This window comes from Streptosporangium lutulentum, from assembly GCF_030811455.1.
GTDB classification, from domain to species: Bacteria; Actinomycetota; Actinomycetes; order Streptosporangiales; family Streptosporangiaceae; genus Streptosporangium; species Streptosporangium lutulentum.
Genome location: NZ_JAUSQU010000001.1, coordinates 6,335,263 through 6,352,863, shown reverse-complemented (window position 1 = coordinate 6,352,863; position 17,601 = coordinate 6,335,263). Strand labels below are relative to the sequence as shown.

At 70.2% G+C, this 17,601-nt stretch carries 15 protein-coding genes; 12 read left to right on the top strand and 3 right to left on the bottom strand.

Annotation, left to right across the window (positions count from 1 at the left end):
• Window positions 1–842 precede the first annotated feature (842 nt).
• From J2853_RS28195 to J2853_RS28140, 12 genes are all read left to right on the top strand, one after another.
• A complete protein-coding gene (locus J2853_RS28195; protein WP_307563147.1) occupies window positions 843–1,445 on the top strand; it encodes a CpaB family protein in 603 nt (200 codons plus the stop codon).
• A 1-nt stretch (window position 1,446) separates the two neighbouring features.
• Window positions 1,447–2,202: a hypothetical protein gene (locus tag J2853_RS28190; protein WP_307563145.1), complete on the top strand. Its 756-nt coding sequence runs from the start codon at window positions 1,447–1,449 to the stop codon at window positions 2,200–2,202.
• A gap of 196 nt (window positions 2,203–2,398) precedes the next feature.
• Window positions 2,399–3,700: a TadA family conjugal transfer-associated ATPase gene (locus J2853_RS28185; RefSeq protein WP_307563143.1), complete on the top strand. Its 1,302-nt coding sequence runs from the start codon at window positions 2,399–2,401 to the stop codon at window positions 3,698–3,700.
• Window positions 3,697–4,584 (top strand): type II secretion system F family protein, encoded by an 888-nt coding sequence (locus J2853_RS28180; RefSeq protein ID WP_307563141.1) that lies wholly within the window; start codon window positions 3,697–3,699, stop codon window positions 4,582–4,584. Before J2853_RS28185 ends, J2853_RS28180 begins: the two co-directional genes overlap by 4 nt.
• Complete coding sequence (locus J2853_RS28175) at window positions 4,577–5,512, top strand: type II secretion system F family protein (RefSeq protein WP_307563139.1); 936 nt, start codon at window positions 4,577–4,579, stop codon at window positions 5,510–5,512. Before J2853_RS28180 ends, J2853_RS28175 begins: the two co-directional genes overlap by 8 nt.
• 2 nt (window positions 5,513–5,514) lie before the next feature.
• Entirely contained in the window at window positions 5,515–5,775 is a 261-nt protein-coding gene (locus J2853_RS28170; protein ID WP_307563138.1) for a hypothetical protein, read from the top strand.
• Window positions 5,762–6,187, top strand: a complete 426-nt coding sequence (locus tag J2853_RS28165; protein WP_307563137.1) for a TadE family protein — start codon at window positions 5,762–5,764, stop codon at window positions 6,185–6,187. The genes J2853_RS28170 and J2853_RS28165 overlap by 14 nt, the downstream gene beginning before the upstream one ends.
• Window positions 6,178–6,672 (top strand): TadE/TadG family type IV pilus assembly protein, encoded by a 495-nt coding sequence (locus tag J2853_RS28160; protein ID WP_307563135.1) that lies wholly within the window; start codon window positions 6,178–6,180, stop codon window positions 6,670–6,672. Before J2853_RS28165 ends, J2853_RS28160 begins: the two co-directional genes overlap by 10 nt.
• A gap of 200 nt (window positions 6,673–6,872) precedes the next feature.
• Window positions 6,873–7,280: a pilus assembly protein TadG-related protein gene (locus J2853_RS28155; RefSeq protein ID WP_307563133.1), complete on the top strand. Its 408-nt coding sequence runs from the start codon at window positions 6,873–6,875 to the stop codon at window positions 7,278–7,280.
• A gap of 52 nt (window positions 7,281–7,332) precedes the next feature.
• Window positions 7,333–10,188, top strand: coding sequence for a BTAD domain-containing putative transcriptional regulator (locus tag J2853_RS28150; RefSeq protein WP_307563131.1), 2,856 nt, complete (start codon window positions 7,333–7,335; stop codon window positions 10,186–10,188).
• A 191-nt stretch (window positions 10,189–10,379) separates the two neighbouring features.
• Window positions 10,380–11,009, top strand: a complete 630-nt coding sequence (locus tag J2853_RS28145; RefSeq protein WP_307563129.1) for a hypothetical protein — start codon at window positions 10,380–10,382, stop codon at window positions 11,007–11,009.
• On the top strand, window positions 11,006–11,947 hold the full coding sequence (locus J2853_RS28140) for a hypothetical protein (RefSeq protein WP_307563127.1): 942 nt from the start codon (window positions 11,006–11,008) through the stop codon (window positions 11,945–11,947). Before J2853_RS28145 ends, J2853_RS28140 begins: the two co-directional genes overlap by 4 nt.
• A 67-nt stretch (window positions 11,948–12,014) precedes the next feature.
• Here the strand turns inward: J2853_RS28140 and J2853_RS28135 are convergent, their stop codons facing one another.
• The 3 genes from J2853_RS28135 to J2853_RS28125 all read right to left on the bottom strand — a co-directional run bounded on the left by J2853_RS28135 (window position 12,015) and on the right by J2853_RS28125 (window position 17,582).
• On the bottom strand, window positions 12,015–15,140 hold the full coding sequence (locus J2853_RS28135) for a glycosyl hydrolase family 95 catalytic domain-containing protein (RefSeq protein ID WP_307563126.1): 3,126 nt from the start codon (window positions 15,138–15,140) through the stop codon (window positions 12,015–12,017).
• A 523-nt stretch (window positions 15,141–15,663) separates the two neighbouring features.
• Window positions 15,664–16,182: a methylated-DNA--[protein]-cysteine S-methyltransferase gene (locus J2853_RS28130; RefSeq protein ID WP_307563124.1), complete on the bottom strand. Its 519-nt coding sequence runs from the start codon at window positions 16,180–16,182 to the stop codon at window positions 15,664–15,666.
• A complete protein-coding gene (locus tag J2853_RS28125) occupies window positions 16,179–17,582 on the bottom strand; it encodes a DNA-3-methyladenine glycosylase 2 (protein WP_307563122.1) in 1,404 nt (467 codons plus the stop codon). Before J2853_RS28125 ends, J2853_RS28130 begins: the two co-directional genes overlap by 4 nt.
• Window positions 17,583–17,601: the final 19 nt, after the last annotated feature.

Genomic DNA, 17,601 nt, shown 5'->3' with positions numbered 1-17,601 from the left:
TGGACAACTGTCGGGCGGTGTTGGGCGATTATGCCGGTCTAGATGGGCATTTGATGATTTCAATGCTTCTGACCAGCGGGGGCTTCGCCGTACGAGGCTGTGGAAAACTCCCCCGAGAGGTGGGCCTCCTCCGGGTGCGGATCCTGGCCCGGAGCTCGCCGGTCCTCTCCTCCGGGAGCCCGGCGTACGCGCTGACCTCGGAGGTCACCTCGGAGGTCGCCGTGGCCCGTCCGGTCGCCGCGCGACGCGGGCTACCGAGGACCCTTCCCGTCGCCGGTGCGGCGGCGACGCGTCCGGCGACCCCGCGTCGCGGGCGCTCGACTGTCGCGGTGGGGGGTCTGATACGTCCCGTATCCGGCGCTCGGCACCTGAACGACGTGGTCATGCCTTCGAGGCGGCGCGTTTGAGCGAGTTCGGGGCGATGAGAGGCGCATTGAAATCGTATGGGAAGTGCGCGCCTGGCGGGGGAGAAGGGAGCGAGGTCGAAGCCCGATCCGAAATGACGCGTGTAAATGGTGTGACGACTGTTGTGAGAGTTAATAACAGTCCTTATCACCCAGATAAGTATCCTGTCATCTAGCCAAAACGTCATGTTCTTCTGAAGCGACGTTGACAGACGTGTTCCTATCAAACGAGCATGGGTACTGGCTTTTGTCCGGCAGCTCGTCGGCATGGTGCGCATAATGGCGTAAATTCGACCAGTAGTCCCCATATTTATGATCACTCTGGGAGTCCCCCTACCCATGAGGACCAGTGAGAAGCCAACGGGCCGTGTCCCGGTGAACGCCGACAGGCAAATGTCGGCGGGCACCCTTTCAGGGCCTGCGTCGCGCAAACTTCCCGTGCCCCCGCGCGAGCGCAAACCCGCGCTCGCCGCCCTAGCCGTTCTGCTCATTCTGGGCGGCGCCCTCGCCACCACCCTGCTGGTCCTGCGCAGTGGAGACCGTGTCTCCGCGATCGGAATCACCCGGCAGGTCGGCGCGGGCCAGCCCTTCACCGAGGCGGTGATGAGGGAGGTCCAGATCGCCGACACCGGCATCGGTTACGTCGCCTGGGCCGACCGCGCCCGCGTCGCCGAGAATTTCGCCCGGGTCACCCTCATCCCCGGAACCCTGCTCACCAGGGAGATGGTGGTCTCCTCCAGCAGGGAGCTGGGCCCGGGGAAGGCGCAGGTCGGCCTGTCGCTCAAACCCGGCCAGTCGCCGGGCACCCTGGAGAGGGGCGACCGGGTCCAGATCGTCTACGTGCCCAGCCGGGGCGGCACCTCGACCGCGCAGAGCAGGGTGCTGGCCGAGAGCGCCCTGGTCGACCAGGTCGGGACACCGGGCAGCAGCGGATCGACCGGTCGCGTCACGGTGATCGTGGACAGCTCGATCTCGCCGACCGTCGTCGCCTACGCCTCCAGTGGTGAGATCGCGCTGGCCGAGCTACCCGGAGCGCGCTGACGTGGCGCTTATCGTGCTGGCCGCCGACAAGGGCGCGCCGGGCGTGACCACGGCGGCCACGGCACTCGGCGCGGTCTGGCCGCGCCCGGTGCTGCTCGCCGAGTGCGATCCGGCGGGAGGGGACCTCGCCTATCGCCTCCCCGCCGCCGACGGCGGCGTGCTCAACCCCAGCAGGGGCCTGCTCACCCTGGGCGCCACGGCCCGCCGCGGCCTGCACCCCGACCAGGTCTACGAGCACACCCAGAAGATCATCGGTGGCCTGGACGTCCTGGCGGGGCTGACCCACGGAGAGCAGGCGGCTGGGCTGACCTGGCTCTGGAGCCCGCTCGGCCGGGCGCTGGCCGCACTGCCCCAGGCGGACGTGCTGGCCGACTGCGGCCGGCTCGGCGGGCACCCGCAGCTGGCCGAACTGACAGCCGAGGCCGCGCTGGTGGTGCTGTTCACCAGGGCGAGCCTGGACCACGTCGCGCATCTGCGCGAGCGCCTCCAGGTGATGCCGCGCGATCCCCAGGTCGGCGTGGTGGTGATCGCCGACCCCCGCCAGTACCGCACGACGATCGACGAGGTCCGCCGCATCGTCGCCGCCACCGGCAGGAGCGTCGCCTTCGTGAGCGGGCTCGCCCACGACCCCAAGGGCGCGGAGTTGCTGCGCGGCCAGTGGGGCGGACGCCTGGACCGCTCGCTGCTGATCCGCACCGCCCGCGAGCTCGCCGGTCGTCTCACGGCGCAGGTCCGCGCCCCGGAGCCGGTCCAATGAGCCGTCGCGCCGGAGCCGGTCCGGCGAACTCACGCGCCGTGGCCGCTCTGCCGACCCCGCGTACCGCAGGCGGTCTGCCGACCCCGAGCGCCAGAGGTGGCCTGCCGACCCCGAGTGCCGGGGGTGGGCCGGCGATCCTCCGTGCCGGGGGCCGCCCCGCGAACTCGCGGGTCGAGCCGCCGAGCGAGGCGAGGCCGTGACCATCGACCACACGCTGGTGAAGCGTTTCAGGCAGGAGGTCGGCGACCGGCTGGCCCATCAGCGTCGCCTGGACCAGGCCAACGGCCTGGTGCCGATGACCGGCGAGGACGAGCGCCAGTTCGCCCGCGCGCTGATCGCGCAGGTGCTCGAGGAGTTCGCCCGCGGTGAGATCGGCATCGGCAGGACCCCTCCCACGGCGGAGGAGGAGGAGGCGCTCGCCGCCGGCATCCACGCCGCGCTGTTCGGCGTCGGCCGCCTCCAACCGCTGCTGGACGACCCCGAGGTCGAGAACATCGACATCAACGGCTGCGACCGGGTCTTCGTCGGCTACGCCGACGGCCAGGAGATCATGCGCGATCCGGTGGCCGAGTCCGACGAGGAGCTTGTCGAGCTGATCCAGATCCTCGCCGCCTACAGCGGTCTGTCCAGCAGGCCGTTCGACACCGCCAACCCCCAGCTCGACCTGCGCCTTCCCGACGGCTCCCGGCTCTCGGCGGTGATGGACGTGACGGTCCGGCCGTCCGTCTCCATCCGCCGTTCCCGGCTGGGCAAGGTGTTCCTCAGCGACCTCGTGGGAAACGGCACCCTCACCCCGGAGCTGGGCCGCTTCCTCGCCGCCGCCGTGGCGGCCAGGAAGAACATCATGATCTCCGGCTCGACCAACGCGGGAAAGACGACCCTGCTGCGAGCCCTGGCCAACGAGATCCCGCCCTCCGAACGACTCATCACCGTGGAGCGCGCCCTGGAGCTCGGCCTCGACCAGTTCTCCGAGCTCCATCCCAACGTGGTGGCCTTCGAGCAGAGGCTCCCCAACTCCGAGGGCCAGGGCGAGATCAGCATGGCGGAGCTGGTCCGCCGGTCCCTGCGCATGAACCCGTCCCGGGTGATCGTCGGCGAGGTCCTCGGCGACGAGATCGTCACCATGCTCAACGCGATGACCCAGGGCAACGACGGCTCGCTGTCGACCATCCACGCCAACTCCTCGATGGAGGTCTTCAACCGCATCGCCACCTACGCGCTTCAGGCCAACGAACGCCTGCCGATCGAGGCCACCCACATGCTCATCGCGGGCGCGATCGACTTCGTGGTCTTCCTGGAGAAGCGCAACGAGTACGCGGCGGGCGGCACGCTGCGCCGCTTCGTGTCGAGCGTGCGCGAGGTGGCCGGGGTGGACGGCAGGGTGCTCTCCTCGGAGGTGTTCGCCCTGTCGCGTGACGGACAGCTCGTCCCGCACGCCCCCCTGTCCTGTATGGAGGAGCTCGCCCGTCACGGCTACGACCCGGGAGGCTGGGCATGATCCCCATCCCGCCGGGACTGTTCGACCCGCTGGTGCTGCTCTCCGGGGCCGTGGTGGGCGCCGGCCTGTTCCTGCTCGTCCTCGCCCTGTACGGCATGCGCCCCAAACAGGCCACCCCGAACCGGAAGGCCGGCAGGCGCGAGTTCGTCCGGGCGCTGTCCACCCGCTCCGCCGTGGGCGCCATCGCCGGGCTGGTCGTGCTCGTGGTGACCGGATGGCCGGTCATGGCGGTGGGAGCCGTGCTTCTCGCGATCGGATGGAAGGGCCTCTCCGGTGGCGCGGCCTCCGAACGCACGGCGATGCGTCAGCTGGAGGGGCTGGCCGCCTGGACCGAGTCGCTCCGCGACACCATCGCCGGAGCGGCGGGTCTGGAACAGGCGATCCCGTCCTCCATCCGGGCCGCCGCCCCCACGCTCCGCCCGCACCTGCTGGCGCTGGTCGACCGCCTGCGCACCCGGATGGCGCTGCCCGACGCGCTCCGGTTGTTCGCCGACGAGCTCGACGACCCCTCGGCCGACCTGGTCGTGGCCGCTCTGATCCTCAACTCCAAGTTGCGCGGCCCCGGTCTGCGCGACGTGCTCGGCGCGCTGGCCGTATCGGCCCGCGAGGAGCTCGACATGCGCCGCCGGGTCGAGGCGGAGCGTCGCTCCACCCGGCGCAGCGCCCAGATCGTGGTCGGTACGGCCGTCGCCTTCGCCGCCCTGCTGGTCGTGTTCAACCCCTCCTACGTCGAGGAGTACGACAACACCCTCGGCCAGGCCGTACTCGTGGTCGTCGCCGGGTTCTTCGGCGCCGGGTTCGCCTGGATGCGCCGGCTGGCCCGTTTCGACAAGCCCGCCCGCCTGCTGGGCCTGCCCTCCGGAGGTGAGGTGCGCGATGACTGAGGAACTGCTCGCGGGAGCGGTGCTCGGACTGGGCCTGTTCCTGCTGATACGTGCTCTGTTCCCGGCCCGCCCCGGCCTGGTCACGCGGCTGCTGGCGCTGGACGCGGCCAGGGAGGGGACGAACGCCTCGGCCGCGCGGCTCATCCTGCCCGACGAGGAGGTCAGCGCGTTCCGGCGGAATCTGGGCGTACGGCTGGCCCGCTTCTACGCCGCCAGGGGCTGGGAGGTCCGCTCGGCGAAGGCGGATCTGGCGCTGCTGGGCAAGTCGTTCGAGGGCTTCCTGGCGACCAAGGTGCTGCTGGCCGTCTCCGGGCTGCTGGCGTTCCCGCTGCTGCTCGGCTGGCTGGTGCTGATGGAGTGGGGCGTCTCGCTCACCATCCCGCTGTGGGCCGCGCTCATCGTCGCCGGGCTCTTCTTCGTCCTGCCCGACCTGCAGATCAAACGGGACGCCGCCCGGATGCGCCGCGACTTCCGGCACGTCGTCGGCTCCTTCCTGGACCTGGTGGCGATGAACCTCGCGGGTGGGCGCGGCGTGCCCGAGGCGCTGATGATGGCGGTCTCCGTGGGCAGTCCCGGGCCCGACGACGAGGGGACCAACTGGGCGATGTCCCGGATCCGCGAGGCGCTCGGCAACGCCAGGATCGTCGGCATCACCCCCTGGCAGGCCCTCGGCCAGCTCGGTGACGAGATCAACGTCGACGAGCTGCGCGACCTGTCCGCCGCACTCGGGCTGGTCGCCGACGACGGTGCCAAGGTCCGCTCGTCCCTGACCGCCCGCGCCGCGACCATGCGGCGGCGCGAGCTCGCCGAGGTGGAGGGGAAGGCGGGCGAGCGGTCCCAGTCGATGCTCGTCGCCCAGCTTCTGCTCTGCGCAGGCTTCGTGATCTTTCTGAGTTTCCCGGCCGCTATGAAGATGTTGGGGTCCTGACCATGCTGAACCATCCGTGGATCGTTTATACGGTCGCCTTCCTGAACGTGCGGATCGACAAGGCCCGCAACGCCCCCACCAGGGGAGCCTCCGCCGTCGAGTGGGTCATCATCACCGCCATCATCGCCGGGGTGGCGCTCGGTCTCGCCGCGCTCATCAGGACCCTGGTGGAGGAGAAGCAGGGCGAGATCGAGGAACAGTTCGGCGGCGGCGGCGGCGGTGGCGGCGGTGGTGGTGGCGGTGAAGTCGGTGACCAGGGGTAGCGACCGGGAGCGGGGCGCCACCGTCGTCGAGCTGGCGATCATCATGCCGGTGGTGCTGGTCGTCATCCTGCTCATCGTGCAGTCGGCCCTGTGGTTCCACGGGCGCCAGGTGGCCGACGCCGCGGCCAGGGAAGGGGCGCGGCTGGCCCGGATCGACACGGACGACTGGGAGACCGGCGCGAAGGAGCGGGCCGACGAGCTGCTCAAGGCCATCGGTCCGAAGCTCCTCGACGGCGCCACGGTCGAGACCTGGCAGGAGGGCGACCAGCGAGGCGTCGAGATCACCGCCACGGCGGTCCAGGTCATCCCGCTGCTGCCCTCCACGACGTTCACCGTCACCGCCCGCTTCGGAGGACCCATCGAGTGCTTCCGCCCCGACGAGGACAACGGCGACGGTGAGGGATGTCCGTGATCTCCCAGCTCCGCTCCGGCCGCGCCCATGGATGCGATCACGGCCCCGAGCGGGAACGCGATCGGGAAGGCGCCGCCGGCCGGTCCGGGCGGCGGCGTGACGGCGAACGCGGGTCGCTGAGCGCCGAGACGGTGCTGCTCGCCCCGGTCTTCCTGCTGTTCCTGCTGTTCCTGGTCGGCGCGGGAAGGGTGGTGGAGGCTCAGGGCGAGGTCAACGGAGCGGCCAGGGACGCCGCCAGGGCCGCTTCGGTGGAGCGCACCCAGTCCGACGCCGAGACCGCGGCCGGTGAGGCGGCCGAGGCCGCGCTGTCGGGCGAGTGCGAGCCGGAGGTCAGCCTGACCGGTTCGGACTGGACGGAGGGCGGACGGGTCCGGGTCGAGGTGACCTGTTCGCTGGACCTCGCGTTCCTCGGCTTCGGCGCGGCCAAGGAGATGACGGGCGACTCGGTGGTCCCGCTTGAGCTGTACCGGAGGGTCGAGGATTGAATCTCGCTGGAGAAGGCGGAGCACCGCCGCGCGCTTCCGGTGGACCCGGGCGTCCGGGGGAGCGCGTTGACGCGAAGGAGTCGCCGCCGCGTGCTTCCGGTGGATCCGGGCGTGCCAGGGCGGGGGCGTCGCCGCCGCGTGCTTGTGGCGCGTCCGTTCGAGGAGCCGCCGATGGGAGCCGCCGCGGCGACCGAGGATCGATGTCGATCTTCACGGTGCTCTTCTCCGTGGTGGTCTTCCTGCTGGCGGGGCTTCTCGTGGACGGCGGGGCCGCCATCAACGCCCGGCTGCGGGCCGCCGACGTCGCCGAGCAGGCCGCCAGGGCCGCCGCCGACCAGGTCGACGTCGAGTATCTCCGTGAGACCGGCCAGGCTCGGCTACTGGAGGGCGCCACGGTCTGCGAAAAGGCCGAGGAGATCGTCTCCGCCCACGACGGCGAGGACATTCAGCCCCCCGAGTGCACGGTCGAACCGGGCCAGGCCGAGGTCACGGTGAGCGTCTCCGTCAGCTGGAAGGCGTTCTTCCTCGCCGCCTTCGGTTTCCCCGGTTCGGAGATGGAGGCCACGGCCACCGCCGGTCCGGACACCGGGGAAGACCAATTGCCGTGAACCGCGGGCCCGCCGGATGACCGGCCACGAATCTGGACGAGGAGGGAGAGGAATGCCCACGCGACAGCCCGTACGTATCAAGCCCAAGCGCACCCCGGGCGACCTGCTGGCCGGACTCGGCGCGCTGGTCGTCCTGGTCGCACTCATCGCCGGAGTCCCTTACGCCCTGCTCCGGCTGGCCGGGCCGCCGCTTCCTCCTGAGTTGCTCAACCTCGACCTGCTGACCAGCCAGGTGGGCACGAGCACGATCACCGCGATCCTCGTGCTGCTGGTCTGGCTCGCGTGGGCTCAGCTGGTCGTCTGCGTGATCGTCGAGATCTACGCCGGGCTGCGCCGGGTCGGCATGCCGGCCAGGGTGCCACTGTCCGGCGGCACCCAGTTGCTCGCCAACCGGCTGGTCTCGGCCGTCCTGCTGCTGTTCACGGTGTCGGCGGTGGTCGTCCCGATCGCGAAGCTGACCGGCCCGCCCGCCCGGCCCGCCACCGTCGCGACCGCCCTGTACGCCATGTCCTCACCGGCCGCCGAGGAGCGGGCGCCGCTGGTGTCGGTGGAGAAGGCCAAGAAGGTCTACGTGGTGCAGCCGCCGCATGGACGGCACCACGAGAGCCTGTGGGAGATCGCGGAGAAGTGTCTCGGCGACGGTCGGCGCTATCCGGAGATCTATAAGCTCAACCAGCACAAGGAACAGCCCGACGGCAGCCGCCTCCACATGGCCGACCTGATCAGGCCCGGGTGGGTGCTGGACATGCCGGACGACGCCAGGAACATTCACGTCGTCCCGGCGTCCCAGCCCCGGGACGACACCCTCAAGGACCACCGCACCAAACCCGCCAAACTGGACGGCCGCACCCAGAACGTCGATCCCGGCCGCTCGGCCCTCCCGGTGGAGTCCCCGTCCGAGGTCTCCGTCTCCCCGGACACCTCCGTCATCCCCGAGGGAAGGTCCGAAGGCGGGCAGAGCGGTCCCGCCGAGCGCCGGGACCCGGGAGCGACGGCCGAGCCCGGCCACACGGGGCAGAACACGAGCCAGAACGCGAACCAGAACACCGGGCAGAACACGAGCCAGAACACGGGGCAGGACGCCGGGCTGGGGATGCTCGACTACCTGGCGGGCGCCTCGCTGGCGGCGGCGGGGCTGCTGGCGGCACTCGGGCGCAGGCGCAGGGAGCAGCTCTGGCATCGGGCGTTCGGGCACCGGATCACCCGGCCGAGAGACGACGCCGCCCAGGCCGAGGTCGCGCTCCGGCTCGGCGCGGACGCCCCCGGCAGCCGGATGCTGGACATCGGGCTCCGGCTTCTCGGCAGGTCCCTCGCGGCCCAGGACCGGATCCCGCCCACGATCTACGCCGCCCACCTGTCCGCGCAGACCCTAGACCTGTGGATCCACCCGCCCGACCCCGACGCTCCCGCGCCCTGGGCCGCCCACGACGGCGGCCAGGTGTGGCGGCTCCCCGCGCACGAGGGCCGGATGCTCGACGAGCAGGCTCTCGCCGACGCGCCCGCGCCGTATCCGGGTCTGGTCTCGCTCGGCTCCAACGGCGAGGGCAGGGTGCTCGTCGACCTGGAGGCCGCCCACGGACTGATCAGCGTCAAGGGCCCCCAGGCCACCGCCGCCCTCGCCGCGCTCGCGGTGGAGCTGGCCACCAACCGCTGGTCGGACCGGATGCGCATCACGCTCGTCGGCTTCGGCGAGGAGCTGGCCGTGATCGCTCCCGAGAGGATCAGATGCGTGGGAAGCCTGGCCGAGGTCCTGCCCGAACTGGAGGCCAAGGCCGGTGATCGCGGCCACGGCGGAGAGGTGCTGACCGGCCGGATCCACGGACGCGCCGCCGACCCGGCCTGGCCGCCGCACTACCTGCTGTCCGCGATCGCCCCGAGCGCCGAGGAGGGCCGCCGCCTGGCGATGCTCGGCAGGAAGGGCACCCGTACGGCCGCCGGATATGTGATCGCGGGCGACGTCCCGCACGCCACCTGGAACTGGACGATCACCGAGAACGACCGGGCCGCCGTGGACGTGCTCGGTTTCGAGGTGGACGCCCAGCTGCTGCCCCGCCGCCAGTACCGGGCGCTGATCGACCTGTTCCTGACGGCCGGGCGATTCGAGGGCGAGCCCCTGCCCGACGAGCCGGAGCAGGTCACCCGGACGCCCTCGGTCGAGGTGCGGATCCTGGGTTCGATCGAGATCACCGGGCCGCCGCCCCTGGAGGAGGGACGGGCCGTGCTCGCCGTCGAGATGGTCGTCTACCTGGCGACCCATCCCGGTGGGGTCCATCCCGTCGTGCTCGGCGGCATCCTCTGGCCGCGGGGCGTGCAGTCCGTGGTCAGGGACGCCACGATCGCCAGGGTCGTCGCGTGGCTGGGCACCGACGGCGAGGGACGGCCCAACCTCTACGCCGACGAGTCCGGGCGGCTCCGCCTGGGGCCCGACGTGCGGACCGACTGGATGCTCTTCCGCGACTTCGTCCGCAGGTCGCACACCGACCCCACCGGCCGCGCCCGGCTCCTGGAGGAGGCCCTGAACCTGGTACGGGGTCCGCTGCTGAACGGCCGCCCGCGTGGTCGCTACACCTGGCTGGCCGCCGACGACCTGGAGTACAACGTGACCGCGGGCGTCGCGGACGCCGCGCATCGGCTCTGCGAGGTGCGACTGGCCCACGGCGAGGCCGACGAGGCCGTGGCGGCGGTGCGGGCCGGACTGCTGCTGGCCGCCGACGACGAGGGTCTCTGGCGCGACCTGTTGCGGGCCACCCACCTGACCTCCGATCCCGGACGGCTGGGAGCAGTGGCCGACGCCCTGCACCGGCGGGCCGCCTCCCACCCCTACGGCGGCGGGATGGCGCCGGAGACCGAGGCCCTCATCGACGAGCTCCTGCCCTCGTGGCGGATGCGCTCGGCGCCGACGGCATGACCGGGCGGACGGGCCCGGAGCCCGAGGTGAGAGCCGCGCCGGAGGATCGGAAGGGAAAGGCACGCGAAATCATGACGAATCACCGGATGCGCGACGCGGGGGCGAGCAGTCGGATGAAGGGTGTGCGCGCAGCCATGCCGATTGGCGCATATCGATGGTTTCGCCCGGCGGGCGCTTCTAGCGTGATCGATGTGCGTGTTGTGACCGCGCTGGCCCTGATCGTGCTGACGGGTTGTTCCCCGTCGGCCGCCCAGCCGTTCACCCCGATCGATCTTCCCGCCGACGCCGGCTCCCGGGCGTCCTCGCAGCAGGCCGTGCCCACGCCGAAGGTGGAGACGGTCCAGGTCGCGCCCGGGGTGCGGGTGGTGGTCGAGTGGCCCGCCGCACCCGGCCAGGACACCACCGAGCTGATCGAGGTCCTCCGTGACTACTTCGCCGGGGTGTTCAAGGCGGTCGCGAGCAAGGGCCGGGACACCGCCTACCTCGACACGGTCACGGACGGCGCGAGCCGGGACGCGGTCTCGTGGGTGCAGGAGTTCCTGGACGAGCGCCGGTCGGTACGCGGGACCGTCCGGCTGTACGCGCTGAACGTCAGCTCGGTCACCGGTCCGGGAGCGCAGCTCGACGCGTGCGTGGACCAGTCGGAGATGCGTCTCGTGTACTCGTCGACGGGCAAAGCGGTCCCCGTGCAGCCCGACTGGACCCGGAAGCCCTTCTTCCAATCCGTCGGAATCGGGCGGGGCGACGACGGAGTCCGGCGGATCAAGCTGTTCCGCCACGCCGAACTTCCCAATGACCGTGCGAAGGGTTGTCTTCGATGATCGAAAATGTGATCGTTGCGGGATTGCTCCTGTTTGCCTCGGGAGATCCGGGGGCCCCGACCGGCGAAGGCTTCCAGAGCGGCCGCACGGTGGGGGTCCGTCTGGAGAACTCCCAGATCATCATCACCGGGACCGGAACCAGCGGCACGAGTGACGGCTACCGGATCAAGCGCCCGTGCTGGTACGAACCCGGGCCGAACGCCCCCGACATGCTGGAGAACCAGCAGGAGGTGCGCGCCTGGTGGTTCCGTTTCACCCCGGGCGCCACCGAGGAGAAGTTCCAGGAGTTCCTCAAGCAGTTCCAGGACAAGGTCGGCGAGGACGGCCGCTGGTGGGGGCCCGCCTACAACGGAGCCGATCCCGATGGGATGTCCTGCTGGAGCGCGCTGGACCCCTTCGTCTGGGTTCCGCCCGGCACGACCCCGCCCGCCGGGATCACCCTCCAGGATCTCGCCGACCTCGCCCGGGCGGCGCTGACCGTGCCCGAGCCGAAGGTCCAGCTCAACCCCGACGCCAAGAGCTACGTCAACCTGGGCACCTGGGTCTGGCTGGACAACGGCGGCGAGACCACCAGGTCCGTGACCGCGACGCTCCCGGGAATCATGAGCGCGACCGTGGTCGCCACACAGAAGAACATCGAGATCGACCCGGGGACGGACGACAAGAACCGCGCCGTGGTGGTCACGGAGGACTGCGGCCAGACCGGCACGCCGTACTTCAAGGGTGCGACGGAGGACGACCTCGGCTGTGGTGTCAGGTACCTCCGTGCCTCGGTCGACCTGCCCCGCGACGTCTACGAGCTCACGGTGACCTCCGCCTGGGAGGTCGCGGTTCAGGACGACGTGGTGCCCTTCGCCTACGACCCCATTGAGGCGAGCGCCACCCGCGACGTCCCCGTGGGCGAGGTGCAGAGCACCGTCAGGAGAGGAACGCGGTGAGCGCCCCTCTCCTGACATGAGCCGGGCCCGGCGGGGAGTGTCCCGCCGGGCCCGGGTCGCGAGGGTCTCAGTTGGTGATGAGGTCGAACTGCTCCCAGGGACCGACGGCGTCGCGGTTGGCGATCAGCGGCTGTGCGCCGCCGCCGTCGGCGCACACGAGCCGGTTGTTGATCCGGGCCCTGAGGCTGACGGTGCCGTCCGGATTGTTGATCAGCTGGAAGGCCTCCCAGGAACCGGCGGCGGCGGCGTTGGCGATCAGCGGCTGGGCGCCGGCTCCGGCGGCGCTCACGTACTGATTGTTGATCTTCGCCCGTAGTGCCACGTTGCCGTTGCCCAGGTCGACGCGCTCGAACTGCTCGCCCGTCCCGATGGAGGTCTTGTTGGCGATCAGCGGCGAGCCGGCGGCGGCGCTGACGTAGAGGTTGTTGGCCTTGGAACGCAGGCTGACGGTCGAGGCGGTGGGCGTCTGCGTGAGGATCCGCAGGGCGTCGACCATGCCGACCGCGGTGGACTTGTTGACGATCCTGATCGTGTGCTGCCCACCGGCCAGCCCCGACTTGCTGAAGACGACCTGCTGGGCCTGCCGGGCACCGGAGACGTTCAGGTTCACGTTGGACTGGAAGACGTTGTCGATGTAGACGTCCACGTTGCCCATGTCGCCGTTGCGCTCCGAGAGGTACTCGATGCCGGTCCCGGTGAAGGTGTACTGGGCGACCGAGCCCACCGTGTTGCTGTGGTGGGTGTCGTCGTTGTAGTCGCCGTAGCCCCTGCTGCTCGTGGCGTGCCAGTTGGCGTCGTAGGTGAGCTCGGTGTCGTTCACCATCGCGTTCCCGGTCTGCCCGAGGCCCAGGGTGGAGCTGGTGTTGCGCAGGGTCTTGACGCCCTGGTTGGCGGTGCCGGTCAGCCGGGTCGAGCTGTAGCCGCTCAGCGGCTTGGCGGTCCGCTCCAGGACGTACACGGTGTTCGCCGCGGTGGCGAAGGAGATCTCGGCGGCGCCGCTGGTCGCCAGGACGGCGTTGTCGGAGGTCCGGCGCACCCTGACCTGCTGGGTGCCCCAGGGGTTGACCACCGTGGCCTGCTTGCCGTACAGGCTCTTGAGCCCGACGTACTTGATCTCGCCGGCCTCTCGCTCGGAGCTGACCTGGAAGCCGTCCTTGGCCAGGAGGGTGAACTTCCCGACGAAGGAGGAGTCGGCCGGCACCGCGGGGAACACCCGGATCTTGTCGTTGTAGCTCTGCATGAGCGACTCGTTCATGGCCGACAGGTGCACGCCGAGATACTCGAAGACGCCGTTGGTGTTGGTGGTCATGCCGTTGGGGTGGTTCTGGTACTTCTGCAGCATGGTGCGCATGCCCTGGTAGGCCTGGTCACCGAGGCCGAGGCGCGCCGCCTGGACCGCGTCGTTGGACCAGACGTTGCCGTAGGGGAAGGGGCGCGCGTTCCAGGTGTTGACCGCCGTCTGGTAGTCGGGGTAGCCGATGCCGGTGATGTTGTAGGGCCAGATCAGCTCGGAGGCGACGTTCTCGTTGTTCCTGGTCTGCGAGATCGGCGGCTGGTGGGGCAGGTAGGCGTTGTTGGCCGTCGGGTAGGCGGTGAGGTTGGTGAGGATGTTCTGCCAGTCGGCGCGCAGGCCGCTGTCGAGGCCGAGCTGCTGGCTGACCTGGATCGTCAGCGGGAAGATGCTGCGCACCGCGGCCAGGTCGGTGATCGCGTTGCGGACGTTCCAGTACGTCTCATGGGAGTTGGAGTTCGCCATGTAGTACTTGCCGGTCGGGCCGTCGAAGGACAGCAGGCCCTTGTAGAGCTTCGCGGTCTCCCGCATGTACGGGTACGCCACGTCCCGCAGGTAGTTCGTGTCGTTGGTGTAGCGGTACTGCAGGTACATGTTGTAGGCGGCCTGGTAGCCCGTCGTCAGGATGTTCTTGGTGTAGTCGCTGTTGATCGTGCCGCGCGCGTTGCCGTCCCAGCCCATGGTCTCCGGCACCCACAGGGCGTCCACCCCGTACCGCGTCTGCGTGTACGACTTCAGCGCGGTGTAGTTGCGGCTGTAGAGCCTGTTGAAGGTGTTCATCAGGTCGGCGTGGTTGGAGGCCAGGAAGGAGTTGTAGACGTCCCGCTGGTTCCAGTACCAGTAGGCGTTGCTCCACTTGGAGTTGTCCTGGGTGGCGCGGAAGACCCCGTTGATGAAGTGCATCGGGTAGTTGCCGTAGCCGCCTGCGGCGATCATGTAGGTGCTGAGGTAGTAGACGTTCTCCAGGTAGTCCGCCTCGCCGGAGGCGTTGGAGTACTGGACGAACGACTTGGCCCAGAACGCGTGCCACCAGTTGCGGTAGTTGTTGAACGTGTTGGTGTAGCCGGTGCTCTTGACCGAGGCGAGCTGGCTGCGGGCCTGCGCGACCGAGTCACGGTTGGGGGCGTTGATCCGGCTGGCGGCGGTGAACCAGATCGTGTAGCTGGAGGTGGGCGTGATGTTCAGCCGAACCTTCCTGCCGTCCACGACCTGGGTGGTGAAGTTCGCGCCCTCGACGGTGGCGGCCAGGCTGTAGCCGAAGCCTCCCGCGTCGGTCTGGCCTCTGCTGAAGCCGGCCACATTGGCGTCGGAGAAGGTGGAGATCGTCCGCCAGGTGTTCAGGTCGGGCACGTCCGCGATGTTCTGGACGGTGGCCGGGTCCCACATGCTGAGGTCGAACGCCACGTTGGACACGCCCGAGCGGCCGTCCTCGACGTGGATGCCCATGACCTCGGAGTTCGGCGACCCCATCACGGTCACGGTCCGGTTGGAGTCGTACTTGGTGGTCAGCGTTCCGTCGTACAGCGACAGCCGTTGCTGGAAGTTGGTGTACCCGGTGTCCATGGCCGGGGTGGTGCTGAGGTTGACCAGGCCGGCCGCGTAGGTCGACTGCGGCGACAGGTCCACCCCCGACACCTGCATCGACAGGCCGTTCTGGTTCCAGGCCATGGCCCCGGTGCGGCCGTTGCCGACGGTCAGGCCCTGGATCGGGTTGGTGTTGGGACGGTTGTAGACGATGTCGTGCTTGGACATGTATGCCGGATAGTCCACGTTGAGTGCCCCGGCCGCCTGGTCGAAGGCCGCGTCGGTCGTGGAGGCCAGGGACGGGGTCGCCCCGCCGGCGGCCACCAGGCCGGCGGCGAGAACTAACGGAGGCAGGGAACGTAACAGCCTCTTCAACATGGGTTTCCTCTCCTGCGGCCGGTCACCCCTCGCCGCGCCGCGGCCGTGGCCGCGCGGAGCGGGCGTCCTGGTCATCGCTCGGCCGCGACGGCGAGGGGTTCATGCATGTGGGGGGTGGTCGTACGGTCGTGCACTGCTGGGCGAGAGCGTCGATGAGACGGCGTGGGGGTTGCGAAGAGGCCCGCGAACCACACCCGGGCCGGCAATCGGCGACCGGCGTCAGGCACGCTTCCGCGGACCTCTCCGCGCGGCGCAGACCCGATGCGGAAGCGGCGGCAGCCCCTGGATCGAGACGCCGCACAGTTCCGTTTTCAGACTGTCAGGCGCAGTTAACATTGGATGTCTTCAAACGTCAATAGTGAACAACGAGTCAATGAATCAACAAAATCCCCCATAATGTCCCAATAATGGGCGGTAAACAGGCAGTTCTTGTCGGACGCCTGCGAGCTTCAGGCTCTCGGCTTGTCGTGACACATCCGATGTATGGGGTCGCCGAGGTGAAGCCGGCCGTCCGGGAGGACGGTTACCGGGTGCCGCCGGCCGGGGAGTGGGTCTTCTCGTGGGTCAGCAGCCACCGCTTGACCGGCGTCCCGTAGTAGTAACCGCCCAGCCCGCCGGTGGACGGCAGGATCCGGTGGCAGGGGACGAACGGCGCGATCAGGTTCTGCGCGCACGCCGACCCGGCAGCCCTGGCCGCCGTCCTCGGCAGTCCGGCTCGCTCGGCGAGCTCGGCGTAACCGATCGTGACGCCCGGCGGCACCTCACGCAGGGCCCTGAGCAACCGCCGCCGCTTGGGCGTGCCGGGCTGCTCCAGCTCGACGGAGTCGAGGGCGGTGAGGTCGCCGTCCAGATAGTCCCGTACGGCCCGTGCCGCCCGGCCGAGGTCGTCCACCCGGGTCAGGCCCTCCTCCTGGAGGCGGGGCGAGAGCCGTACGAACATCTCGTGCGGATCGGCGGTGAAACCCGCCGCGACGACGACGTCCTCGTGGGAGAGCAGTGCCAGCGGGCCGGTCGGGGTGGGGAGGACCTGCGCCCTGATCATTCGGAGCTCCAGAGGTGCAGCGCGGCGTAGGCCCGCCAGGGCCGCCAGCGTTCGACGTGGTCGTCGGGTATGCCCAGGCAGGCCATGGCCCGCCGCAGCCCGAGATCCCCGTCGGGCCAAGCGTCCGGGTCGCGCAGGGCCCGCAGCGTGATGTATCCGGCCGTCCACGGCCCGATCCCGGGGATTTCGAGCAACCTGGCCGAGACCTCTCCCGGCTGCTGCGCCCCGTCCAGGTCGATCTCCTCGCCCGCCACCTTCGCGGCGAGCGCCTTCAGCGTGGCCACCCGCCGCCCGGTCAGCCCCAGCTCGCCGAGATCGGCCTCCAGGAGCTCCGCGGCGGTGGGAAACAGACGGCTCAGCCCCTCCCCTCCGGTGGGGCGACCGGCCCGGTTCGTGATGCGGCCGAGGATGGTGCGGGCCCCGGCGACCGAGATCTGCTGGCCGACCACGGCGCGTACGGCCACCTCGAAGCCGTCCCAGGCACCGGGGACCCGCAGACCGGGCCGGGCGGCGACGAGCGGGGCCAGGGAGGTCTCCCCCAGGGCGCCGGCGATGGCGTCGGGGTCGGCGTCGAGGTCGAGCAGGCGCCGGCAGCGGGCGACGACGCGGGCCAGATGGCTGGTGTCGGCGAGGCTCACCTCCAGCTGGACGTGACCGGGCACCGGGGTGAGGGTGATCGTGCCGCCGGGGACGGCACGGCTGTAGGAGGTCTCGTCGACGCGCTCCAGCCCCGGGATGGCCCGTCCCCTCAAAAACCGCATCAGGGGCTCGGCGTCGTACGGCTCACGCCGGTGCAACCGGAGCGTCAGCGCGTTGTCGGTGACGTTCCTGCCCGACGTGGCCCGCAGCTCGCCGGGAGGGAAACCGTAGGTCTCCTTCATGGTCGCGTTGAACTGCCGCACGCTCCCGAACCCCGACGCGAACGCCACATCCGTGATCGACAGCCCGGTCTCGGTCAGCAACTGCTTGGCCAGCAGCAGGCGCTTGGTCCTGGCCACGGCCAGCGGCCCCACGCCGAGCTCGTCGGTGAACAGCCGGTGCAGGTGCCGCTCGGTGATGTGCAGCCGCCTGGCCAGGCTCGCGACCCCGCCGTCGTCGGCCACGCCCTCGTCGATCAGCCGGAGGGCCCGGCCGATCAGGTCGCCCCGGTGGTCCCAGCCGGGATCGCCGGGGCTGAGCTCGGGACGGCACCGCTTGCAGGGCCGGAATCCGGCCGCCTCCGCGGAGGCCGCGTGACGGTAGAACCGGACGTTGCGGGATGAGGGGGTGCGCGCGGGGCAGATCGGCCGGCAGTAGATGTGCGTGGAGGTGACCGCCGTGTAGAACCGCCCGTCGAACCGGGCATCCCTCGCGGCCACCGCGCGATAACAGGAGTTGAAGTCGAGCTCTCTCACAGACACGTCGGCAACGCTATCCGCA

Coding starts and splice junctions, on each gene's coding strand:
- J2853_RS28180 (WP_307563141.1), top strand. CDS start 3,697: ATGATCCCCATCCCGCCGGGACTGTTCGACCCGCTGGTGCTGCTCTCC.
- J2853_RS28175 (WP_307563139.1), top strand. CDS start 4,577: ATGACTGAGGAACTGCTCGCGGGAGCGGTGCTCGGACTGGGCCTGTTC.
- J2853_RS28170 (WP_307563138.1), top strand. CDS start 5,515: ATGCTGAACCATCCGTGGATCGTTTATACGGTCGCCTTCCTGAACGTG.
- J2853_RS28160 (WP_307563135.1), top strand. CDS start 6,178: ATGTCCGTGATCTCCCAGCTCCGCTCCGGCCGCGCCCATGGATGCGAT.
- J2853_RS28155 (WP_307563133.1), top strand. CDS start 6,873: ATGTCGATCTTCACGGTGCTCTTCTCCGTGGTGGTCTTCCTGCTGGCG.
- J2853_RS28150 (WP_307563131.1), top strand. CDS start 7,333: ATGCCCACGCGACAGCCCGTACGTATCAAGCCCAAGCGCACCCCGGGC.
- J2853_RS28140 (WP_307563127.1), top strand. CDS start 11,006: ATGATCGAAAATGTGATCGTTGCGGGATTGCTCCTGTTTGCCTCGGGA.
- J2853_RS28135 (WP_307563126.1), bottom strand. CDS start 15,140: ATGTTGAAGAGGCTGTTACGTTCCCTGCCTCCGTTAGTTCTCGCCGCC.
- J2853_RS28130 (WP_307563124.1), bottom strand. CDS start 16,182: ATGATCAGGGCGCAGGTCCTCCCCACCCCGACCGGCCCGCTGGCACTG.